15 protein-coding genes and 1 riboswitch are annotated in these 19,715 nt (G+C 38.8%); of the genes, 3 read left to right on the forward strand and 12 right to left on the reverse strand.

What is annotated here, in order from left to right:
• Window positions 1–35 precede the first annotated feature (35 nt).
• The 6 genes from metH to MKY07_RS18005 all read right to left on the reverse strand — a co-directional run bounded on the left by metH (window position 36) and on the right by MKY07_RS18005 (window position 9,493).
• On the reverse strand, window positions 36–3,467 hold the full coding sequence (metH, locus tag MKY07_RS17980; protein WP_339263304.1) for a methionine synthase: 3,432 nt from the start codon (window positions 3,465–3,467) through the stop codon (window positions 36–38).
• Window positions 3,460–5,304 (reverse strand): bifunctional homocysteine S-methyltransferase/methylenetetrahydrofolate reductase, encoded by a 1,845-nt coding sequence (locus tag MKY07_RS17985; RefSeq protein ID WP_339264669.1) that lies wholly within the window; start codon window positions 5,302–5,304, stop codon window positions 3,460–3,462. Before MKY07_RS17985 ends, metH begins: the two co-directional genes overlap by 8 nt.
• 102 nt (window positions 5,305–5,406) lie before the next feature.
• Window positions 5,407–5,504: riboswitch (SAM riboswitch) on the reverse strand.
• A gap of 86 nt (window positions 5,505–5,590) precedes the next feature.
• On the reverse strand, window positions 5,591–6,976 hold the full coding sequence (hemG, locus tag MKY07_RS17990) for a protoporphyrinogen oxidase (RefSeq protein WP_339263305.1): 1,386 nt from the start codon (window positions 6,974–6,976) through the stop codon (window positions 5,591–5,593).
• Window positions 6,977–7,123: 147 nt separating this feature from the next.
• Window positions 7,124–7,615, reverse strand: coding sequence for a hypothetical protein (locus MKY07_RS17995; RefSeq protein ID WP_014822552.1), 492 nt, complete (start codon window positions 7,613–7,615; stop codon window positions 7,124–7,126).
• A gap of 142 nt (window positions 7,616–7,757) precedes the next feature.
• Window positions 7,758–8,600: a Sel1 repeat protein gene (locus MKY07_RS18000; protein WP_008408491.1), complete on the reverse strand. Its 843-nt coding sequence runs from the start codon at window positions 8,598–8,600 to the stop codon at window positions 7,758–7,760.
• A 5-nt stretch (window positions 8,601–8,605) separates the two neighbouring features.
• On the reverse strand, window positions 8,606–9,493 hold the full coding sequence (locus tag MKY07_RS18005; RefSeq protein ID WP_008408490.1) for a LysR family transcriptional regulator: 888 nt from the start codon (window positions 9,491–9,493) through the stop codon (window positions 8,606–8,608).
• A 187-nt stretch (window positions 9,494–9,680) separates the two neighbouring features.
• Here MKY07_RS18005 and MKY07_RS18010 point away from each other — a divergent pair, with 187 nt between their 5' ends.
• A complete protein-coding gene (locus MKY07_RS18010) occupies window positions 9,681–10,427 on the forward strand; it encodes an alpha/beta fold hydrolase (protein ID WP_339263306.1) in 747 nt (248 codons plus the stop codon).
• Window positions 10,428–10,571: 144 nt separating this feature from the next.
• Here the strand turns inward: MKY07_RS18010 and MKY07_RS18015 are convergent, their stop codons facing one another.
• The 3 genes from MKY07_RS18015 to groES form a co-directional block, all read right to left on the reverse strand.
• Entirely contained in the window at window positions 10,572–11,945 is a 1,374-nt protein-coding gene (locus MKY07_RS18015) for an S-layer homology domain-containing protein (RefSeq protein ID WP_339263307.1), read from the reverse strand.
• A gap of 133 nt (window positions 11,946–12,078) precedes the next feature.
• The gene (groL, locus tag MKY07_RS18020; RefSeq protein ID WP_008408487.1) at window positions 12,079–13,710 is read right to left on the reverse strand and encodes a chaperonin GroEL; all 1,632 of its coding nucleotides are present in this window, start codon (window positions 13,708–13,710) and stop codon (window positions 12,079–12,081) included.
• Between the two features lie 116 nt (window positions 13,711–13,826).
• Window positions 13,827–14,111: a co-chaperone GroES gene (gene groES, locus MKY07_RS18025; RefSeq protein WP_008408486.1), complete on the reverse strand. Its 285-nt coding sequence runs from the start codon at window positions 14,109–14,111 to the stop codon at window positions 13,827–13,829.
• A 276-nt stretch (window positions 14,112–14,387) separates the two neighbouring features.
• Here groES and MKY07_RS18030 point away from each other — a divergent pair, with 276 nt between their 5' ends.
• A complete protein-coding gene (locus MKY07_RS18030; RefSeq protein WP_008408485.1) occupies window positions 14,388–15,116 on the forward strand; it encodes a type II CAAX endopeptidase family protein in 729 nt (242 codons plus the stop codon).
• 92 nt (window positions 15,117–15,208) lie between these two features.
• Here MKY07_RS18030 and tatC read toward each other — a convergent pair whose 3' ends face one another.
• The 3 genes from tatC to MKY07_RS18045 form a co-directional block, all read right to left on the reverse strand.
• Window positions 15,209–16,033: a twin-arginine translocase subunit TatC gene (tatC, locus tag MKY07_RS18035; protein ID WP_065216311.1), complete on the reverse strand. Its 825-nt coding sequence runs from the start codon at window positions 16,031–16,033 to the stop codon at window positions 15,209–15,211.
• A 17-nt stretch (window positions 16,034–16,050) separates the two neighbouring features.
• Window positions 16,051–16,278: a twin-arginine translocase TatA/TatE family subunit gene (tatA, locus tag MKY07_RS18040; protein WP_008408483.1), complete on the reverse strand. Its 228-nt coding sequence runs from the start codon at window positions 16,276–16,278 to the stop codon at window positions 16,051–16,053.
• A 78-nt stretch (window positions 16,279–16,356) separates the two neighbouring features.
• Window positions 16,357–16,992 carry a redox-sensing transcriptional repressor Rex gene (locus tag MKY07_RS18045; RefSeq protein ID WP_008408482.1) on the reverse strand — a complete coding sequence of 212 codons (636 nt, stop codon included), beginning with the start codon at window positions 16,990–16,992 and terminating at the stop codon, window positions 16,357–16,359.
• Window positions 16,993–17,237: 245 nt separating this feature from the next.
• On the opposite strand from MKY07_RS18045, the gene MKY07_RS18050 reads away from it, so the two are divergent.
• A complete protein-coding gene (locus MKY07_RS18050) occupies window positions 17,238–19,178 on the forward strand; it encodes an ABC-F family ATP-binding cassette domain-containing protein (RefSeq protein WP_339263308.1) in 1,941 nt (646 codons plus the stop codon).
• The last annotated feature ends 537 nt before the right edge of the window (window positions 19,179–19,715 follow it).

Genomic DNA, 19,715 nt, shown 5'->3' on the forward strand with positions numbered 1-19,715 from the left:
CCTCTAAATAAGGTAAAGCGGTATTTTTAAATCAATTATACATTAAAATAACGAGCATCCGGGTGGGCAAATACAATAGCTGATACACTTGCTTCCGGCTCCATCATAAAGCCTTCTGTTAAATGTACGCCAATCTTTTCCGGTTTTAATAAAGAGAACAGCTTCTCCTGATCTTCCAGGTTCGGACACGCCGGATAGCCAAAGCTGAATCGCTGCCCTTGGTATTTTGCCGCAAATCGATCACGCATCGTAAAGTCTGTTGCATCCGGGAAGCCCCACTGGTCACGGATTTCCTGGTGGATACGCTCCGCAAATCCTTCCGCAAGTTCAAGTGCAGTCGCTTGTAATGCATGGCTTTCCAAGAACTTCCCTGCTTGTTTCAGTTCATTTGCTTTTTCACTTACCCCTTTACCTGCTGTAACAACCATTAACGCAATATAGTCCATTTCACCGCTGTCTACCGGCTTTAAATAATCCGACAAACATAAAAATGGGGCTGCTTGCTGGCGAGGGAATGTAAAGCGTTTGATTTCAGTTTTTGCATCGTCCGGGCTGTATACGACAACATCATCGCCATCGGATTGCGCCGGGAAAAATTGATACATTCCAGAAGCACTTAATCCGCCGCTTGTTAAATAACCATTTACTAAATCCGTTAATAAAATCGCGCGTTCATCTTGGTCTGCAAGCAATTGTTCCAAGTTCCCTTTAAGCCCTAAATGGTGTCCGATCAATGTACGCATATTCACATACGGATGTAAATGGGCTACCGAATAATCCGGTTTAATATGCGGCACTAAATCTTTTGGCTTCCATACCGCCGCATCCCCAACTGTTCGTACCGGCTTTTCGAGAACCGCCACCGCTGGACGTGCCGCACGTTTCGCATCTGATTCCAGACGCTTTTCTCGTGCATCGCGCAGTTCTTCTATGAATACATGACGCTCGTTAGTATTCATTAAGCGATTCGCCTGTTCTAAACCTTGCATTGCATCTTTTGAATAGATTACCGGTCCATCATACTGATCGGCAATTTTCGTCTCAGTAAAGCGACGTGACAATGCCGCGCCTCCTACTAATATCGGAATATCAATACCGGCTTCTTTAAAGTCTTGTGCCGTAATGACCATTTGCTGAGCCGATTTTACAAGTAAACCTGACAATCCAATAAAGTCGGGTTTTTCTCTTCGAATTGTTTCAATCAGCTGTGCAGGTGTTACTTTAATCCCTAAATCTACAACACGATAGCCGTTATTGCTTAAAATAATGTCGACCAGGTTTTTCCCGATATCATGAACATCGCCTTTTACTGTCGCCAAAACCATTGTCCCTTTATTGGCACTCGTATCGCCCTTCTCCATAAACTGCTCTAGATGAGCGACCGCTGCTTTCATGACACCGGCACTTTGAAGTACTTCTGCCACAATCAGCTGGTTTTCGTTAAACAGCTTGCCGACTTCCGCCATCCCTGCCATTAATGGTCCATTAATAATATCAAGCGGTGTATCGAACTTTTCGAGTGCTGCATTTAAATCTTCAATTAACCCTTCCTTCGTACCTTCCAATATGTAATACGCAAGACGTTCTTCCACTGTCGCCGGTAATTCTTTTACGACTGCATCTTTCTTTTTATCACGGTAAAAGTCAGTAAATACAGCGAGTGTTTCATCATTTGTATTGAAGATTAAATCGTTCGCCAGCTTGATTTCTTCTTCAGGAATCGATGCATAGCGCTCCAGTTTTTCAGTATTTACAATCGCATAGTCCAGGCCTGCTTGTGTACAGTGATATAAATACACCGCATTTAATACTTCACGCCCAACTGGCGGTAAGCCGAACGAAACATTACTTACACCGAGCACTGTTAAGCAGCCAGGTAAATGTTCTTTAATGAGGCGAATTCCTTCGATTGTTTCCTCAGCGGCACCAATATATTGCTCGTCACCTGTACCTACCGGGAACATTAACGGGTCAAAGATAATGTCTTCTGCTGACATGCCCCATTTTTCTGTTAACAGCTTATAAGAACGCTTCGCTACTTCAAGCTTTTGCTCACGTGTAATAGCCATTCCAGTTTCATCAATCGTACCGACAACAAGTGAAGCCCCATATTTTTTCACTAGTGGCATAACAGCATCGAAACGTTCTTCTCCATCTTCCAAGTTAATCGAGTTAATAATGGCCTTCCCTTGCGAAAACTTCAGTGCGACTTCCATTACTTTTTCATCTGTAGAGTCAATCACGAGCGGAACTTTAACTTTTTTCACAACTTCCTGCATGAAGTTTTTCATATCTTCTACTTCATCACGGTCAGGGTTTGCTAAACAAATATCGATGACATGCGCCCCGTTTTTCACTTGTGCACGCGCAATTTCCGCTGCTTCTTCAAATTTCCCGTCAACAATCAGGTTTTTAAATTTACGAGAGCCGATTACATTCGTACGCTCCCCGATAAATAACGGACGCATCGATTCATCATATTGCAATGGTTCGATACCTGATACGACATGTCCGTGTGTTACATCTTTCGGCTCACGCGGTTTATAGCCATCTACAGCTTCACGGATCGCCGCGATATGTGCTGGCGTTGTACCACAGCAGCCGCCGACGATGTTCAACCAGCCTTTTTCTGCGAAGCCTTGCAGTTTTTTCGATAATGAATCCGGCGTTTCATGGTAGCAGCCTTCTTCGTCCGGTAAACCTGCATTCGGATAACAGCTAATATAGCCATTCGAAAGCTCTGCCAATGAACGGATATGATCGGTCATAAATTCCGGACCTGTTGCACAGTTTAATCCGACAGACAACGGCTTAATATGCTCAATAGAAATATAAAATGCTTCGATTGATTGCCCGGCAAGCGTTGTTCCCATTGGCTCAATAGTCCCTGAAATCATGACAGGCAGCTCTTTGCCAAGCTCTTCGAATGCACGGTGAATTGCAATCGTTCCCGCTTTAACATTGAGCATATCCTGGGAAGTCTCCATTAAGAGCAAATCCGCTCCCGCTTCTATTAGTGCTTTTGCCTGGATATAAAAGTTTTCTTCCAACTCTTCAAATGTAATACCGCCTGTTACCGACAATGTTTTTGTAGTAGGTCCGATTGCACCTGCGACAAAGCGCGGCCATTCTGGTGTCGAAAACTCTTTTGCAGCCTCTAGTGCAATTTCAACCGCCCGCTTATTAATTTCAACCGCTTTGTCACCTAAGTCGTATTCATCCAATACGAGTGGTGTACCGCCAAACGTATTGGTACAAATAATATCAGCGCCAGCAGCTAAATATTCACGGTGGATTTTACCCAATACATCAGGTCTTGTAAGTACCAGGTTTTCATTACAACCGTCTAAGTCTTCTCCGCCAAAATCTTCATATGTTAGGTTTTCTGCCTGAAGCATTGTCCCCATGGCACCATCGATGATAAGTATTCTTTTTTGTAATTGCTCATGAATCGGGTGATTATACATTCGACTGAACTCCTTTACTTTCCACATCATATTGTTTTACATAGTCCATTAATTCCAGCGTCATATCATAGCGTAAAAACGGTGTAATTAAATAAATACCGTTAAAGTATTCACATGCTGTATCGAGCAGCTCTTTAGCAATCGCGATTCCTTCTGCTGTCGATGCTTCCTTGTCATCCCCACAGGCAGCCATGCGCGCAAGTACTTCATCGGACAGTTTAATGCCCGGTACTTCATGATGTAAAAATTCCGCGCTGCGTGAAGATGTTAGTGGCATAATCCCGATATAAATCGGTGTTTCCAAATGCTTCGTCGCCTCATAGATTTCGATAATCTTTTCTTTCGTATAAACCGGCTGTGAAATAAAGTAATCTGCTCCATGCTCGATTTTCTTTTCTAAACGGGCTACAGCACGGTCCAATACACGAACATTCGGATTAAAGGCAGCGGCTACCGAGAAATTTGCCTGTTTACGCAGCGATTTCCCAGTAAAAGAACCACCTTTATTTAACTGCTTAATTAGAGAAATCAGTTCCATTGATGAAACATCATATACGCTCGTCGCCCCCGGGAAATCCCCTACTTTTGTCGGGTCTCCTGTCACGACAAGAATATCATGAAGTTCCAGTGCATCAAGTCCCATTAAATGTGACTGAAGCCCAATTAAATTTCGGTCACGGCACGTCAAATGCGGCAATGAACGAATTCCTTGCTCTTTTAAAATCGCAGCCATCGCGATATTACTGATGCGCGGTGAAGCAAGGGAGTTATCAGCCATCATAATGACATCGGCTCCTGCTTTAGATAACTGTTTTGCCCCTTCTACAAATCCGTCAATTTCCAGATGACGTGGCGTATCCAGTTCCACTATAACTGAACGTTCACGTTTTGCTTTTTCGTGGAGCGGCTCCTGTTTACGTGGCTCCGGAATTCGGACAAATTGTGTAGACCTGTGTTTTTCTTCTTTTGTTTCAATTGGCTGCATATTCACCAAACGTTTTTTTACGGCTGCAATATGCTTCGGTGTCGTCCCGCAGCATCCGCCAATTAAACGGACACCTTGGTTTACGAGTTCAACTGCTGCACGTGCGAAATAATCGGTTTCCGACTCATAAACTACTCGACCATCTTCAATGTCCAATAATGATGCATTCGGATAAGCTGATAAAAAAGCTTTATTCGGTAAATTAACCCCTTCAAATGCCTGAATTGTATGGAAAGGACCTAATCGGCAGTTACTCCCAACAATATCTGCACCTAACCTTTCCAAGTCTTGAAACGCTTCATTTAACGTCATTAAATTTTGAAGGACACCCGGTTCCTGCATCGTCATTTGAGCAATGATCGGCAAATCGGTCATCGAACGTAATAGATGGACACAATGCGATAATTCTTCAAAATCGTAATACGTTTCCAATAAAAATCCATCCGGTTCACCTGCTAGTAATACTTCCGCCTGTTCTTGGAACGCAGCTAAAATTTCATCTAATGTTGCATCACTTTTACGAATTCCCCGAATACCACCGATCGTTGCAAGAACATATTGCCCATCCAGGGAAGCTGCCCGCTTTGCGATCTTTAACGCTGCTTCATTAAACTCCTTCACACGATTTTCATAACCATAACGTGCAAGCTTAATGCGGTTAGCTCCATATGTATTGGTCTGAATAATATCTGCACCTGCCGCAATATATTCACTATGAATTTTCTCTATAATATCAGGACGGGCAATATTCATTTCTTCATGGCAATAATCCAACCCATATGAATAAAGAAGTGTCCCGATTGCTCCGTCGGCTGTTAAAACCCGTGTTTGTAATTCTTCAAGTAAACCCATTGCCTTCACTCCATCATTTACAGTATTTTCAGTATTTTTACGATACAAAAAAGCCTTCTTTCATTAAAGAAAAGAAGGCATAGTAGTTATCGACTTAATCCCTTCTCATCTTCTGGCATTCGCCACTGGATTTAGCACCTGACTTAATGTTGGTTGCTGAAGTTTCATCGGGCCAGTCCCTCGACTTCTCTTGATAAGAAATAATATGAATTTTTGAAATATTTAAATGAATCATAACGTTATCTAATACGTCCGTCAATACCCTTTAGCTGAATGAAGTATTTCTTTACATAATTCGACTAATAATGTGTTCAGCTGTTTTTTTGCCGTTTTGAATACAAGCACCGATTCCTACTCCGAAATAGGCACATCCCGCTAATAGAACATTCGGGTAATCCGTTGCCAGTTGCTGTATAACTTTTGATAAGGCTTCATTATGCGCCAAATCATAGCGCGGCATTTGGTCAATCCACTTTGTTACATTAATGACAGTTGGATCCGCTTCAACACCTAAGCTGAGACGAATGTCTTCCAATGCAACTTTTGTCAGTTCTTCATCTGACATGGCTGCCAACTCTTCATAGCGCGGATTAATATCTTTATAAAACAAGCGAACGAGTAAATTGCCTTCTGCTGACGTATGCTTCCATTTACGGCTCGTCCATGTCGATGCATTACAAATTAAATCACTATTATGCGAAACGATAAAGCCGGTACCATCAGCCGGTAATATATCGTCCGGTACATCAAAGCCAACATACATCGTTAAAGTAGATGCCGTCGTGAACTTTTTCAGCTGTTCCTCTAATGAATCATCCTGTATTACATGACGTACCGTCTCATTTGGAACGGCCAGTACAACAATATCTGCCAATATTGTTTCATCTTCCAGCACGACTTCATATTGCTCACCTTTTTTTAGAATTTGCTTTGTTACTGTCTTTCTCATGAATTCAACTTCCGGCAGCTGTTCTTCTAAACGATTGATTAATGCTGATAAACCCGGACGGAAAGAAATAAACTTCTTATTCGCAGCTTTTTCGAATTGCTCGCGATGTGCCTCGAAGCCTTTAATAATCGATCCGTAGTTGTTTTTATAATCCACTAAATACGGCAATGTAGATGCCAGGCTTAATTGATATAAATCGCCTGAATAAACTCCTGCCAATACTGGAGCAATTTGCTTTCGAACAATTTCTTCACCTAAAAAATATTCTAAAAACGTACCGATAGAGCTTTCTTTAGTAAATTTAGTATTCGGGATTTCTAAATCTTGAAGGGCCCTCTTCTTTCCTTCTTCTGAAATTAACGTACTCGACATGAGCGATTCTACACTCATCGGAATACCGAATGTCGAACCTGCCGGAATAGCATGCAGCTCGTTATTCGTATGAATGTAGGAAATACCTGTTTCGTTATAGACAAGCTCTGATTCAAAATTAAGCTCCTTAACAAGCTCCAATACCCCTGGATGGCGTGCTACAATTGAATCAGCCCCTGTTTCCATAATAAATCCTTTATCGTATTCGGAATGAATTTTTCCGCCTAAATATGCGTTCTTTTCAATCAGTATTAACCGCGCTTCCACGTTTTGCTCATGCATTTTATTTTTCAGATAATGCATCGTACATAACCCGGTAATCCCTCCACCTACAACTACTACTGTTTTCATATCCATTCTCTCCTATTTCGTTCGCTTCTCTTCTTATAGTATAAACTTTTTCATACGAAATATGGTCAGCTGGGTATTACAATTTTCAGAACTCCATAAGAAAAGCCACCCTACCTCGACAGATTCCCAGGTAGGATGGCCTCTATTTTACTTATAAGAAAGTTGCTTTGTCAGGGAAATTATTTCTGCTTCCAAAGATGTAGAACGTTTATCAAAATAGCGTATACGTTCATTGCTGCGGTTTTCTAAATGTTTGTTAAGATCTAGCATATTTACAGCGTCGCTGGCAAATAGCTTTAAAGTACGAACACCAGATTCAATTTTCCGAACTTCTTTTCCATATACAAGTGCGGAATTGTCTGTTGTTTTACCTTTTTTCAATTCCAAAATATTCGTATTAATAAGCTCATCAATTTGATCGTAACGTTTGTTTTGTTTATCAGTCATCATTTGAATTTTTTGTTTGTATTTAATAACATCTTTATGGTCTAATCCAGTTTGGACATAGCTTTTTAAATATTCGACAATTGTACATAGCGTCGTCAGATTCTCTCGCTGTTCTAATAGCATTTGTTGTAGTTTTTGAATACTATCCTCATTATGATCAGAAGAGAATTGTTGGACTGCAAACATATACATAAAAATTCCCCCTTCTTAATACTTTCCCCTTATAATATATTTCCTATTTTCCCTTAAAATTAAACCTATATTTATCAATGAAATAGGTCTAATTTATGACAAGGAAATAGAAAATCAAAACTTTTTAGTATCTATTACATTATTATTCATATATATCGTTATTTAGAACTTTTAGCTTTTCTTTCCACTTAGCAGCTTCTGCTATATCCCTCTGTTCGTAGTAGCTTACTACTTTTTTTGTTGCTTCCATGTCTCCCAGCAAGCTTGCTTTTTTATAGTAATGGATTGCTTTTTCATTATTTCGTGCTACCCCATGACCATTTTCATAGCAGTAGCCGATATTAAATGTTGCATCAACATGAAACTGTCCGCTCGCTTTTAAAAACCATTCCAACGCTTTTTCATTATCTTGCTGTTGACCGAGCTCTCCTGAAAAATAAATCATACCCATTCGGTACATTGCTTCTTCATCTTGCTTTTCTGCACTTCGGGAATAGTAAGCAAAGGCTTGTGATTCATCACATTCGGTACCCAATCCTTGTTCATACATGATCCCGAGTGTAAACATTGCTTCAGCAATACCGAATTGCGCAGCCATCTTAAACCAGCTGAGCGCTTGTTGCTCGTCGACTGCTGTTCCCTCACCGTTCAAATACATATCTGCTAAATTATTCATTGCATCAGGGTGGCCTAAATGTGCAGCACTTTTATAAAGTAAAAATGCCTGCTGCTCACTCCCTTTTTCACCAAGCTCCTCAAAATAGCAGTTTCCCAGTTCATACATAGCTTCTCTGTTCTGCTGCTCACTCGCCTTACACAGCAATCCGTACATTTCGTCATATTGCCCATACTCTTTATATAATAAGGCAGTATTAACCATCGCCTGTTCGTCTCCATTACATGCTGAGATAAACTGCTCAAGCCACTTTTCCTCATGCTCTATTTCATGTTGTTTAAGCCATATTCTAAATTGACTTTGCTCCATATTGTTCACTCTTCTCTTTGCTGAAAATACTGCAGTAAATATTGTTTAAACTCAGATGCTGCTGGAGGCAAATAACGATTTTTTGCCCATGAAACACAAACGGAGCGGTAGCAAGGCGGATCTAACTTCAAACGTTTTACTTTATAGTGATCTAGTCCTTTAATATTCGGAATTACGGATATGCCCATTCCGGCACCAACAAATCCTGCTACTGTATGCATTTCTTCAGCAGCAAATGTTGTATTCAACACGATGCCCTGCTCTAAAAACAGCTCATCCACTAATTGACGGAGCGAATTTCCCTTTTTAATCGCAATAAACGGTTCATTCTTCACTTCATCATATTTAACAGCATCTTGCTGTGCTAACGGATGTGTTGTCGGGACAATGACAAAAAGCTCTTCCACAAATAATTCTTCCGTCTCTATTTCAATTACCCTTGATTCTATTTTTTGCGAAAGACATAAATCGATTGCCCCCTCTTCAAGTCGCTTTAATAAGCTTAACGAAGTCGCCTGCGTTAAAGAAAACTGCATGTTCGGAAACGCCTCGCTCGTTGAAGCAATCAGTTCTGGCACTATTTCCATACCTAGTGTATGAATAAAGCCAAATGACACTTCTCCAGAACCCGGTTTGATAATATCTTCAAATTCTTCTTTAATCCGATCGTATTCATCCAAAATGACATTGACACTTTGCAGAAAAAGCTCGCCAAAACGGTTCAGATAAATCGATCTTCCTTCACGGTTAAAAAGCGGTACACCTAAATGTTGTTCGATGTTCGCAATCGATTTACTTAACGCCGGTTGGGAAATGGCTAAAACCTCTGCCGCACGTGTCATATGTTGCATTGTAGCAACGGTTTTGAAATATTGAAGCTGTTCAATCTCCATTTTACATACCTCACATCATTCATAACTTTTTTGCATCAATATAATAAAAATAATAAATTGTACTTATATGTTTATACTCTTTATAATAGTCGATAACAACAGGTTTTCATATCAAAATTATTTTTAAATTTCAAGTGTTTTTTTGAAGTTTTGTAAAATTGACATAAAAAAAGGAGTCTAATTGACAATGAAACTCATCGCGCCGAAACCTTTTACAATTGAATCCGGAAAACGTGCCGTATTATTGCTGCATGGCTTTACCGGCAATACAAATGATGTAAAACGTTTAGGAAAATATTTAGCGGATCGTAACTATACAGTACATGCACCATTATATAAAGGCCATGGTGGTGGCCCTGACTTATTAATTCAATCTCAACCCGCTGAATGGTGGGACAGTGTTATAGAAGGCTATGATGAATTGCGTAATCGTGGCTATGATGAAATTGCAGTAGCAGGTGTTTCTCTAGGCGGCATCTTCTCTTTAAAGCTTGGCGAAGAACGTCCGACTAAAGCGATTGTCACAATGTCTGCTCCAGCAACAGCCAAATCAACAGATAGTTTACAAAATCGGATTATTGACTATGCTATTAACTATAAAAAGTTATCGGGCACTTATGATGAATCAGTTGATAGCCGTAATAAAATTGCGGAACTTGTGAAAATGCCTTCATTAAACTATTTACAAAATATGATTAATGAAACAAGTGAAAAACTAAATGTTATCAACACTCCGGTCCACATTTTACGTGGCTTGGAAGATGATGAATATTATTGTGAAAGTGCAGATCTAATTTATAGTTCAGTAAATTCACGAATTAAATCAGTTAAAACTTTCATTAATTCCGGACATATATTAACATTAGGTAAAGAACGTGAATTAGTGTTTGAAGAAATTTACCGTTTCTTTGAAGGGTTAAAGTGGAAAGAATAATTATCACCACTTTAGCTGATAATTGACATTGTGTCCCCTTGCAAAAATCCCCGTTTTTGCAATGATATAGACGAGTTTGCTTTTGTTTACTCGTCAGCAAAAAACGAGCGTTAAATGGATCCCCGTCCATTTAACGCTTGTTTTTTATTGTTTATTTATTGCCAGCACTAAAATTTTCGCTATTTGAGCACGTGTGACATTGCCTTTAGGTGAAAATGTTGTTACACTTGTTCCCTGCACTACGCCCGTATCATATAAAAAAGTAATCGCTAACTGTGCTTCACGATCATAGTTCGCTATATCTTGGAAAGGCGCCAGTTTTGCCGGTTCGTATTGCTGCCCAGCTTGAACAGTTGAAAGACGCATTAAAATTAATGCCAACTGTGAACGTGTAATTTTGCCCTGTGGATTAAAATTTCCGTTGTTTTCTTTAATTAGCCCCGCTTCATATGCAGCGGCAATCCCATTTTGAGTTTGCTGTGCATAATGACTAATATCATTAAAAGGTGCTTTATTTTTTGCAGTTAATCCAAAGGCCTGTGAAATGACAGATATTACTTGAGCACGCGTCATATTGGCATTCGGCTTAAAGGTACCATCCTCATACCCATTCATAATACCCTTTGCATAGACAACATCAATATAATCTTTGCCCCAATGGTTTTGAATATCAGTAAATGGCGCTTTTACAATCTCGCTATCTGTTGTATCTTCTTCTGTTTCTTTAAACAAGGCATTCAAATAATCCTTCATCATCGCATCCGCAACGACTTGATAACCTGCTTCACTTAAATGAATATTTTTAGGGTTCGGTAAATACGTTTTTACGTCCGTTGCAATCTGTGCTGCCACTTCAGTAAATATACCACCATTATCTTCTACAATACGCTTCATTGAATTATTCAAATTCGTTACTAGCATGTTTAGCTGTTTCTGAATTGCCGGATCTTCAATATAAGGAAACGGATTGTAAAGTCCCATGACGATCATATCAACTTCAGGATTAATTTTATAAATGTTGTCGAAAATCTTTTTATAGTTTACCGCAACATCCTGAATGCTCTTAATAACACCTGCTGTATCAAAACTAAACTCACCCGTTTCAGAGCGATTTACATTCTTTAAAATATCATTTGCTCCAACACTTAATGTAATCAGGTCTGCCTGATGAATCGCTTCCTGGATTGCTACTGATTTTTCCGAAACACCATTTAAATCGTAAATAGGTTTAGTGACATTTTTTTCAATACCCTTTAAAACGTCGACTGTTGTATAGCCTGGATAAGAAAAACCTTTATTGAATACAATTTGGCTTTTCTGATCTTGGTACTGTTTAGCAAGTAAGTCGGCATAACCAAAACCAATTTCACCGTTTTCATTCATTCCCGCTGCCAGTGAGTCACCAAGCGCTACATAATGAAATGACTTACTTTCATCTTCTGCCTGCACTATATTCGTGAATGGTAAAACGAGTTGTAAAACGAGCACAAGTGCCAGTAAAACCGAAAACTTTTTCATCCAATTCCCCCTTATTTTGGAACATTTCTATATTATAATTTATCGATTATTAAAATACAAAACAATAAAAAATCGATTGCTTTGCAAAGAACAAAACAATCGATTTTTATAAATAATTCGGATACTTATCGGATTACATCATTCCTGGCATACCCATGCCACCCATGTCCGGCATACCGCTGCCTGCTGGTTCTGGAATATCTGCAACTACTGCTTCTGTTGTTAAGAACAGTGAAGCTACAGAAGCTGCGTTTTGTAATGCTGAACGTGTAACTTTCGCTGGGTCAACTACGCCTGCATCAACCATGTTTACCCACTCGCCTGTTGCCGCATTGAAGCCAATACCTACTTCTTCACGTTTTAAACGGTCAACGATAATTGAACCTTCTAAACCAGCGTTTTCAGCAATTTGACGAACTGGTTCTTCTAAAGCACGTAAAATAATACGTACACCTGTTGCTACATCGCCTTCTACTTGATCCAATACTCTTTCAACTGCCGCATAAACATTTAGAAGTGCTGTACCACCACCTGATACGATACCTTCTTCTACTGCTGCACGAGTTGAGTTCAATGCGTCTTCAATACGTAATTTGCGCTCTTTTAATTCTGTTTCTGTTGCAGCACCAACTTTAATAACTGCAACACCGCCAGCTAACTTCGCTAAGCGCTCTTGTAGTTTTTCTTTATCAAATTCAGAAGTTGTTTCAGCAAGTTGCGCACGGATTTGGTTTACACGACCAGCTACTGCATCAGTGTTACCAGCACCTTCAACGATTGTTGTGTTATCTTTTGATACGATAACTTTAGCAGCACGACCTAAAGTTGATAAATCAGCTGATTTTAAATCTAAGCCAAGATCTTGTGTAATTACTTGACCCCCAGTTAATACAGCAATATCCTCTAACATTGCTTTACGACGGTCACCGAAACCTGGAGCTTTTACTGCTACAGCGTTGAATGTACCACGTAATTTATTTACTACCAATGTTGCAAGTGCTTCACCTTCAACATCTTCAGCAATAATTAAGATTGGGCGACCTTGTTGAACCACTTGTTCTAATACTGGTAAAATCTCCTGAATGTTTGAGATTTTTTTGTCTGTAATTAAAACGAATGGATTATCAAGTACTGCTTCCATCTTATCCGTATCTGTTACCATATAGTGTGATGCATAACCACGGTCAAATTGCATACCTTCTACTACATCTAATTCTGTTGTAAAGCCTTTTGATTCTTCAATTGTAATAACGCCGTCGTTTCCTACGCGCTCCATCGCATCCGCAATGTATTGACCGATTTCTTCATCAGCCGAAGAAATTGCCGCTACTTGTGCGATAGATTCTTTATTTTCAACTGGACGTGCAATTGCCTGAAGCTCTGTTAATGCAGCAGCAACCGCTTTATCCATACCTTTACGAATACCTACTGGGTTAGCACCAGCTGTTACGTTTTTAAGTCCTTCACGAATCATAGCTTGTGCCAGTACTGTTGCAGTTGTTGTACCATCACCTGCGATTTCATTCGTTTTAGAAGCTACTTCCGCTACTAATTTTGCACCCATATTTTCATATGCGTTTTCTAACTCAATTTCTTTTGCGATGGATACACCGTCATTTGTAATAAGTGGAGAACCGAATTTTTTCTCTAAAACAACGTTACGTCCTTTAGGTCCTAAAGTTACTTTTACAGCGTTAGCTAATTTATCTACACCAGATGCCATTAATGAACGTGCTTCTTCTGAAAACTTAATATCTTTTGCCATAATTCATTTTCCTCCTAAATTTTACGATCTATTTTTTTGATTTATTGTTTATGAAGATGTGCAGCTAGCAAAGCTTAGTATGTATAACTAGCTGCAATTTTCTTTTGATTTTGTAATTATCCGACAATTGCAAGTACATCGCTCTCACGCAGGATTAAATATTCTACGCCGTCGTACTTCACTTCCGTACCAGAGAATTTAGAGAAGATAATTTCGTCGCCTTCTTTTACGTCAAGCTCAAGACGAGTGCCGTTGTCAAGAACACGACCTGTACCTACTGCCACTACTTTACCAGTTTGTGGTTTTTCTTTTGCTGAGTCGGGTAAAACAATACCAAATGCAGTTTTTTCCTCTACCTCAACAAGTTCGATAATGATGCGATCTCCTAATGGTCTTAACAATTGAAACAACCTCCTAAGAAATTTTCTATTTTTAGCACTCTCGTTTGTCGAGTGCTAACACATTTATTAGTTTAATGAATTCCATATTTTTTTGCAAGTATGTGCACTAAAAAATTTTGATTTATTGGCAAATTCCTCTACAATAATGTTAAATGTATAACAGTGGGCTATCATAATAGCCCATATTAAACTCTATAATAGAAGGTACAGCATTCCACATACTTTTTTGGGATGTGTAATTCTACTAGTCAGTAAGAGAAAGAAGGTTTTTCATCCGTGACTTCCCGTTCATCAGATAAGTTCAAAACGCAGAAGACCGCATTCTATGTGTTAATAACTTATATCATCTGTCAGTTATCAGTCTTATTACTTATATTCATCCCAGGCTTAAAAGATTCCCTTTTACAACTATTTTCTGGTATGTCTGAGCAGGATCAACTTATAAAATTATCTGCTTGGTGGTCAACTATTTCATTTGCGGTTGCTTTTATTGTGAGTTTTATATTAATCTCCCGAAATAAGCAATTTTGGGATGTATTTAAAGGGGAAAAGGCATCAATTGGTGCTTCTATTGGGTGGGGTATCATCGGTTTCTTCCTTGTCTTTTTAGGGCAGACAATCGGCGCATACATTGAGCTTGCTTTAGGAATTGATATGGGCTCGGAAAATACCGAAGCCATTATGAGTGTCACAAAGGTAGCGCCGATTATGATTATTGCGACTGTCTTATTAGGACCAATCTTGGAAGAGCTTGTATTCCGTCGTGTAATTTTCGGTTCAATTATACAAAACTATAATTTCTGGATTGCGAGCATTATTAGTGCTATTGTATTTGCTGCGATTCATATGGATTTTACGCATATTTTACTGTATACAATTTGCGGTATGATCTTCGCATTTTTATATCATAAAACAAAGCGCCTTCTCACACCGATTATCGCGCATATTCTATTAAATGGTTTCGTCACATTTATCCAAATGAATGCCGATAAGTTTCAAATATAACTTTTACCCGCTATTTTACATAGCGGGTTTTTTAGATAACCTTCTTTAAAAGGAAACTAAAAAAAACGCTACCAAATTCGATAGCGTTACCATTAACTGTTATTCATCTGCTCCATTTGCCGACGCTGCATTTCGAGTAGCTCTTCTACCTGCAGCTCACGCTCTCGTTCCTCTTCTGCTAAAATTCGCTCTTTTTCTGCCACTTCATATTTTCGATAACCAAGACGTGCAATGACAATACTTACTTCATATAAAATAAATAGTGGTATTGCAATAATGATATTCGATACTAAATCAGGCGGCGCGAGCAATACCGAAATCACGATTAATACAAAATACGCATATTTTCGGAATTTCACCATGAGTTTCGGATTAATAATTCCGAGACGTGAAAGAAACAGTGTTACAACAGGCAATTGAAACAGCACCGCAAAAGGCACTATTAACTTAATTAAAAATGAGAAGAATTCATTAATACCGATTGTTTGCGTAATATTCAAATCATTGGATAAATCCGTCATAAAGCGCATAATAAATGGAAATAACACAAAATAAGCAAAGGCTATTCCCCCTATACACAGTGCAAAAGCATACGGAATATATTTCAATGTTGCCTTACGTTCAGCCTCATGCAAACCAGGTGTTATAAAAGCCCATAGCTGGTATAGCAGTATTGGCGATACAATAACGGCAGCTACAATAAATGTAACTTGTAAATACACGGTTAAAGGATCTGCCGGACTAAATGCATTCATCGAAAAACTGGCAGCTAAATCGCTGCGTTGAATGTATCGAATAAGTGGTTTCGCCGTATAGAATCCGACGAAAAGAGCCATCACGAAGAAAATCGCCACGAAAAATAAGCGCTTTCTAAGCTCTTCCATATGTTCAACTACGGTTAATTCTCTTGAATTCATAGCAATACATCCTTATTTTACTTAACTTCGTTTTTTTCGTTCTCTTTATGTTCAATCACTTTTTTCTTTGTATCAAAATCGTCGTCGTCGTCCGTCAAGCCTTTCGTAGCGCTACGGAATTCACGTAAAGTTGTCCCCATTGCACGACCTAATGATGGCAATTTTTTGGGACCGAATATTAGCAAAGCAATCAGTCCAATGATTATTAGGCTCACAGGTGTAATCGCATTTAAATGTACAATCACTATAGCCACCTCCTCTATTATTATGTATATTTTACATTAATTAACTAGAATTTGCTATTTATAGTAATGAACATTTTGTTACTTACCTGAGTTTCGTACTAAATACGTAAGTGCCTGTAATTCTACCGATAGATCTATGTTCATCACTTTAATCGTGTCAGGAACAGATAATCGTACTGGTGTGAAATTTAATATACCTTTTGCATTTATTTTAACGAGTCGGTCTGTCATCATTTGTGCTGAGCGGGAAGAAACCGTTAATATTGCTAACTCCGCGCCAAATTCCTCATACATTTCCTCCAAACGATCTGGATGGAATACTGGAATATCACTTATCGTCGTTCCTTCCATCGGTGCTTTCGAATCAAATGCAACAACGATACGCGTGTTGTGATTTTTTTGGAAGTTATACTTTAGTAAGCCATTCCCCAGATTCCCGACTCCTATTAATGCAACATTCATTACCTCGTCCTGGTCTAAAGTTTGTCGGAAAAACTCCAGTAAGTACTGGACATCATATCCATACCCCTTTTTACCGAGTGCCCCAAAGTAAGAAAAGTCACGTCGAATCGTAGCAGAATCTATTTTCATCGCATCACTTAATTCCTGTGAAGAAATACGCTTTTTACCTTCAGTTGCGAAGTTTTTCAAAAATCGATAATAAAGAGGAAGTCTTTTTGTTGTTGCTTGTGGAATTTTTACTTCTTGTTTCACACATTCTCCTCCTATGTACATTGGGAAATCTTTTTCAAGTAATGCCTCTGTATAACGTGTCGAGATGACCTGCTCGATTTGATCAAGTAGTTGTCGCCAAGCGATATGGCACGCTTAACATAAACTCCACTCTTTGTGCAGAAGCAAGTTAATCTTACTAAACAAGGAGCGACAAGTAAAGTATCCATCGTTGCGTACAATGTTCCCATCCATTAAACTAAATAGGAGAAACTGAGGTGTAAACAATGATTGTCTTACAAGTAAATCAATTATATAAATCCTTTATTACAGATGAAATATTAAGCGGTGTAAAATTAGAAGTTCAGCACCGTGATCGTGTGGCATTAGTAGGGCGAAACGGTGCCGGCAAGTCCACATTATTAAAAATAATTGCCGGACAAATGAGCTACGACTCTGGTGAAATTATTATTCCAAAAGATATTCAAGTCGGCTATTTGGAGCAGCATGCAGGTATCGACTCTGAACTTTCAATTTGGGACGAAATGATGACAATTTTTGCAAACTTGCAAAACCAGGAACAAACGCTGCGTCAACTTGAACAGCAAATGGCCGATCCTGCCATTTATGAAGATAGCGAACAATATGCACGTATCATGGCAGAGTATGACCAGTTGCAGCATGATTTCAAAGATGCAGGCGGTTATCAGTATGAAGCCGATACCCGTTCTGTTTTGCATGGTATGCAATTTTTCCCTGAAGATTATCAAAAGCCGATTCGTTCTCTATCCGGGGGACAACGGACACGACTGGCTCTCGCAAAGCTTCTTTTATCAAAGCCCGACCTCCTTATTTTAGATGAGCCGACCAACCATCTTGATATTGAAACACTATCATGGCTGGAAGGCTATTTAAAAGGTTATGATGGAGCTATTTTAATCGTCTCACATGACCGTTATTTCCTAGATCAGGTCGTGTCGATCGTTTATGAAGTATCCAGAACAAAAGTGTCGAAATATGCAGGGAACTACAGTGCTTATCTAGATGAAAAGGCGAAGAACTATGAACGTGATTTAAAAATGTATGAACGTCAAATGGATGAAAAAGCCAAGCTCGAAACTTTTATTCAAAAAAACCTTGCCCGGGCTTCAACTACAAAGATGGCACAGTCACGTCGCAAAGTGTTGGAAAAGACTAGTTGGATGGAATCTCCTGATGGCGATGAAAAAAGTGCCAACTTCGGCTTTACAATTGAGCGCCAAAGCGGAAATGATGTACTGTCGGTGGATGATTTAACAATTGGGTTCACGAACAAGGCGATTTCCGAAAATATTGGAATGCGTGTCTTTAGAGAAGACCGTATTGCACTTGTCGGTCCAAACGGTGTTGGGAAATCTACTTTATTGAAAACAATCGTTCAAGATATCGAGGCACTTGCCGGAGATATCCGTTACGGTACGAATGTGCAAATTGGCTACTATGACCAGGAACAGGCGAAACTTCATTCAAATAAACCTGTTCTTAATGAACTTTGGGATGAATGGCCGTTATTAAATGAAAAGGATATCCGCAACATCTTAGGCCGCTTCCTTTTTAGCGGGGATGATGTATCAAAAACAGTGAGCTCCCTATCTGGTGGAGAAAAAGCACGTCTTGCACTTGCAAAATTAATGATGCAAAAATCAAATTTCCTAGTACTTGATGAGCCGACGAACCATTTAGACTTGGATAGTAAAGAAATATTGGAAAATGCTTTAATTGATTATCCTGGAACATTGCTATTCGTTTCACATGACCGTTATTTCATTAATCGTATTGCCACTAAAGTTGTTGAACTATCAAGCACGGGTTCGTTCGAATATTTAGGTGACTATGATTATTATGTTGAAAAGAAAGAGGAACTTGAAGAATTAGCTGCAATGAAAGCAGCAGCCATTGAAAAAAATACGACTGAATCGACCGTTCAAACAAAGTCTACATCGATGATTGATAAGGACGCGAAAAAAAGAGAACGTCAAATTCGTCGTGCTATTGAAGATATTGAAAAGCGGATGGGGGCTTTAGATGAAAAAATCGCCGTCTTTGAAGAACAACTTTGTGATCCTGCCATTTTTTCAGATCATGAAAAGACATTATCGATTCAATCTGAGCTGAATGATTTGAAAGAACAGCATGAAACATTTGAAATGGAATGGCTTGAACTAAACGAAGAGCTCGAACAGCTATAATTTTGGAGTGTCCATCAACATATGGGCACTCTTTTTTTAGAGGCAGACGAAAAGCTTGTTTCTCCAAAAACTTATATTTTGTATTGCTATTGTATAATATTAACCCTTTCTATCATCCAATCTACATAATAATCATATATATAGGTCAATACGCCAAATTTCAACAAATTTCTCCACAATTTTATTCACAATATAAATCTAGTAATATCAACATATCAACATAGTTTTCCACATTATCCACATTTAAAATCAAAGTTATGCACATTGCTGTGTGAAAAAGACACTACTATATATAGATAAGTCACATGTTACCCACAAGTTATTCACACTTTGTGTATAAGTACGCATGTTCGCAAGTTTTTTTGTGGGTATTTAATTTTATCTGTGGATAATTTTCAGAAAAGTTGAACAGTCAATAAAAACTTGTTATAAATGAGATTTATCCATCATAAATTACTAGATTCGACTTTTTTATATTATTGAAAGAAAACAAATTAAATAATTTTTTATTTTCTCTATAAAAAAAGCATGGTGAAA

It is taken from the genome of Solibacillus sp. FSL W7-1472 (assembly GCF_037969775.1).
GTDB classification, from domain to species: domain Bacteria; phylum Bacillota; class Bacilli; order Bacillales_A; family Planococcaceae; genus Solibacillus; species Solibacillus silvestris.

Bases quoted from the DNA above. Each gene is read 5' to 3' on its own strand.
- metH (WP_339263304.1), bottom strand. From the start codon at position 3,467: ATGTATAATCACCCGATTCATGAGCAATTACAAAAAAGAATACTTATC.
- MKY07_RS17985 (WP_339264669.1), bottom strand. From the start codon at position 5,304: ATGGGTTTACTTGAAGAATTACAAACACGGGTTTTAACAGCCGACGGA.
- hemG (WP_339263305.1), bottom strand. From the start codon at position 6,976: ATGAAAACAGTAGTAGTTGTAGGTGGAGGGATTACCGGGTTATGTACG.
- MKY07_RS17995 (WP_014822552.1), bottom strand. From the start codon at position 7,615: ATGTATATGTTTGCAGTCCAACAATTCTCTTCTGATCATAATGAGGAT.
- MKY07_RS18000 (WP_008408491.1), bottom strand. From the start codon at position 8,600: ATGGAGCAAAGTCAATTTAGAATATGGCTTAAACAACATGAAATAGAG.
- MKY07_RS18005 (WP_008408490.1), bottom strand. From the start codon at position 9,493: ATGGAGATTGAACAGCTTCAATATTTCAAAACCGTTGCTACAATGCAA.
- MKY07_RS18010 (WP_339263306.1), top strand. From the start codon at position 9,681: ATGAAACTCATCGCGCCGAAACCTTTTACAATTGAATCCGGAAAACGT.
- MKY07_RS18015 (WP_339263307.1), bottom strand. From the start codon at position 11,945: ATGAAAAAGTTTTCGGTTTTACTGGCACTTGTGCTCGTTTTACAACTC.
- groL (WP_008408487.1), bottom strand. From the start codon at position 13,710: ATGGCAAAAGATATTAAGTTTTCAGAAGAAGCACGTTCATTAATGGCA.
- tatC (WP_065216311.1), bottom strand. From the start codon at position 16,033: ATGAATTCAAGAGAATTAACCGTAGTTGAACATATGGAAGAGCTTAGA.
- MKY07_RS18050 (WP_339263308.1), top strand. From the start codon at position 17,238: ATGATTGTCTTACAAGTAAATCAATTATATAAATCCTTTATTACAGAT.